Origin of the sequence: Mesorhizobium sp. M7A.F.Ca.CA.004.04.2.1 (assembly GCF_004022825.1) — a bacterium.
Taxonomy (GTDB): domain Bacteria; phylum Pseudomonadota; class Alphaproteobacteria; order Rhizobiales; family Rhizobiaceae; genus Mesorhizobium.
The window spans coordinates 1-3,003 of sequence record NZ_RZPH01000763.1 but is presented as its reverse complement, the minus strand read 5'-3'; the positions used below and the strand labels follow the sequence as shown (position 1 = coordinate 3,003).

Below are 3,003 nucleotides of genomic sequence, written 5' to 3'. Positions count from 1 at the left end.
GTGCCTGGAAGGTGCGAGCGCCGTTGTCGCGCAGCACGCCACGGAACTCCTTCCTTACCTCGGGCGGATAAGTGCTGGCAATCTCCGACAACAGCACGCGCGCGCCGCGCCCTTGCGCAGGCCGTGCAAGGCATAGCCGAGCAGGAAGAAGTTGACCCCGAGCGAAAGGGCGAGCACCACCAGCGTCGCCGTCCATATCCGGGAACGCTTCAAAGCGAGCCCTCCTCTGCCGGATCATCCGGGACACGCCATAAGCCAGCGACGATCCCGACGCCAGCGCCAGAAGCTCCATATCGGACGGATCGTCCTGCAGCCGCGCCGCCTGGTAGCCTGCCAGCGTCGCCGCTATGAGCGCGGCAGCAGCGCAGGCGGCAAACCCGGCCCGACTCAAGAGCAGGCGCGGCAGGAAGGACGGCCGGCTCGAACCGGCTTCGATGCGGGCTAGCACCTTGCGCGCCAGCGCCTGATCGTCTCCCTCGGCCAGCGCCGCCTCGAGCACGAGACGGTCGAGCGCGGCATCCGGATCGTCATTCCGCTCCGCCGCCATCAAGGCCAGCGCCTGCTGGCGGAAAGGCGCCGGCCATGTTTCGACGGTATCGAGGTCGACTTGCCGCAGCCGGACGGTCCGACGAGGATGACGAACTCACCGGACGCGATGTCGACAGATACGTCGTGGATAACCTTCGCCTTGCCAAGGGCTCTCTCGACGCCCGATATGGTGACCGCACTCATTAGTGTTTTCCTCAGAAAGAGACCTTGTCGCCACCCTTGAGCTGCAAAATTTGCCGCGCCTCGTCAGGGGTGGCCACCGAGGCACCGAGCCCCTCAATGATCTGGCGGACCTTCTTCACCTGCTCGGCGTTGGATTTCGCCAGCTGGCCCTTGCCGATCCACAGCGAGTCCTCAAGCCCGACGCGCACATTGCCTCCAAGCGCAATCGCCTGGGTGGCGATCGGCAGTTGGCTTCGGCCCGCGCCCAGCACCGACCAGTGGTAGTCCCGCCCAAACAGGCGGTCGGCGGTGCGCTTCATATGCGCGACATCCTCCGGATGGGTGCCGATGCCGCCAAGGATACCGAACACGCTCTGGACAAAGAACGGCGCCTTGACCAGGCCGCGCTCGACGAAATGGGCGAGCGTATAGAGATGGCCGATGTCGTAACACTCGATTTCGAAACGGGTGCCGTTCTCCGCACAGGTGCGCAATATGTGCTCGATATCGCCAAAGGTGTTGCGGAAGATGCGGTCGCGCGAGCCTTCGAGATATGGAAGCTCCCAATCATGTTCGAAGGTCTTGAAGCGCTCCAGCATCGGATAGAGGCCGAAATTCATCGAGCCCATGTTGAGCGAGGCGACTTCCGGCGCAAAGGTCGCCGCCGGCTTGACCCGCTCCTCGACGCTCATCGTCGCGGCGCCGCCGGTGGTGATGTTGATCACGCAGTCCGAGCGCTGCTTGATCACCCTGAGGAAGGGCGCGAAGGCCTCGGTCGACTGGTCGGGACGGCCATCGACGGGGTTGCGCGCATGCAGATGGACGATGGCAGCGCCGGCCTCCGCCGCGCCGATCGCGGCCTCGGCGATGTCTTGTGCGCTCACCGGCAGATGCGGCGACATTGACGGCGTGTGGATCGAGCCGGTGACCGCGCAGGTGATGATGATCTTGTTCTGGTTCGCCACTTGAAACAATCCTCGTTACTGACAGTGCCTTATTTCACCGCACCCTGAGTGATGCCGGAGATGAACTGCTTCGACAGAACGATGTAGAGCAGCGTGATCGGCAACGCCGCCAGCGTCAGCCCGGTGAATAGCACGCCCCAGTCGGTGGTGAATTCGCCGACGAAGACGGTGAGGCCCTGCGGCAGCGTCTTGAGATTGTCGGAGGTGATCAGCACCAGCGGGAAGAAGAAGTCGTTCCAGATGGGCACGGCGTTCTGGATTGCGACGATGACGAGCGCCGGGCGCGCCAGCGGCAGCATGATCGATCGCATGATGCGAAATTCGCTGGCGCCGTCCATGCGCGCCGACTCTTCCAGTTCGCGCGGCAAAGTCCGGAGGAAGCCGGTCATGATGAACACCGCCGAGGGAATGCCCATGGCGACATAGACCAGCACCAGGCCGGCATAGCTGTCGACCAGCCTCAGCGAATCCAGCTGGATGAACAGCGGAATGATCGCCAGTTTCAGCGGCACGGTCATGCCGCTGAGGAAAAACATCAGCACCAGCGCGCTCAGCCTGAACTGGTAGCGGGCAATCGCATAGGCGGCCATGGTGCTGAACAGAAGGATCAGCGCCACCGCGGCCATGGTGATGCCGACGGAATTGGCGAGGTAGCGCACGAAATTGGTTTCGCTCCACACCCGCTCGGCATTGGCCAGCGAGAAGTGCGCCGGCAGGGCGAAGGGCGAGCTGAAGATCTCGGCATTGGTCTTGAAGGACGACATCACCATGACGAACAGCGGATAGATCATGATGACGGCATTGACCGCCAGCATCAGCTGGATGGCGCCGTTCTTCAACAGCTCGCCGGGTTCCCTGGTGCCGTTTGTTTCGCTCACAGTTCGATCTCACGACGGCGCAGATAGCGAAGCGCGATAGCGGTGACGCCGGCAACGATGATGAACATCATCACGGCCAGTGCGCTACCCTGGCCGAAATCCTGGATGCCGGTCGTCGTCGAGCCGAAGGCGGTGCGGTAGAAATAGAGGCCGAGCACGTCGGTGGCGCCGCCGGGCGAACCGGTAAGGCCGGCCATCACATACGGAATTTCGAACCAGTTGAAGCTGCCGATGAAGGTCAGGATGGTGACGATGGTGACGCTGGGCGCTATCAGCGGCCACACGATCTTGGTCATCAGCACATAGTCGCCGGCGCCGTCGAGACGGGCGGCCTCGATCACGTCCTTGCTGACGCGCTGCATGCCGGCCAAAAGCACCAGGGTCGGGAAGCCCAGCCAGTGCCAGACATTGGCGAACAGGACGCTGCCGAGTGCGGTGTGTTCGTTGCC

General features: G+C 63.2%; 4 protein-coding genes and 1 pseudogene. All 5 read right to left on the bottom strand.

What is annotated here, in order from left to right; genetic code table 11:
• A partial coding sequence (locus EN893_RS39495; protein WP_245490912.1) for a hypothetical protein occupies positions 1-550 on the bottom strand: 550 nt, incomplete at its 3' end.
• A gap of 44 nt (positions 551-594) precedes the next feature.
• Positions 595-732 (bottom strand): annotated as a pseudogene (locus tag EN893_RS26570) (ATP-binding cassette domain-containing protein); the annotation flags it as partial.
• A gap of 11 nt (positions 733-743) precedes the next feature.
• The gene (locus EN893_RS26565) at positions 744-1,676 is read right to left on the bottom strand and encodes a 3-keto-5-aminohexanoate cleavage protein (RefSeq protein ID WP_127270835.1); all 933 of its coding nucleotides are present in this window, start codon (positions 1,674-1,676) and stop codon (positions 744-746) included.
• A 29-nt stretch (positions 1,677-1,705) separates the two neighbouring features.
• Positions 1,706-2,554, bottom strand: a complete 849-nt coding sequence (locus EN893_RS26560; protein WP_127272221.1) for a carbohydrate ABC transporter permease — start codon at positions 2,552-2,554, stop codon at positions 1,706-1,708.
• A partial coding sequence (locus EN893_RS26555; RefSeq protein ID WP_164901119.1) for a sugar ABC transporter permease occupies positions 2,551-3,003 on the bottom strand: 453 nt, incomplete at its 5' end. The genes EN893_RS26560 and EN893_RS26555, both read right to left, overlap by 4 nt.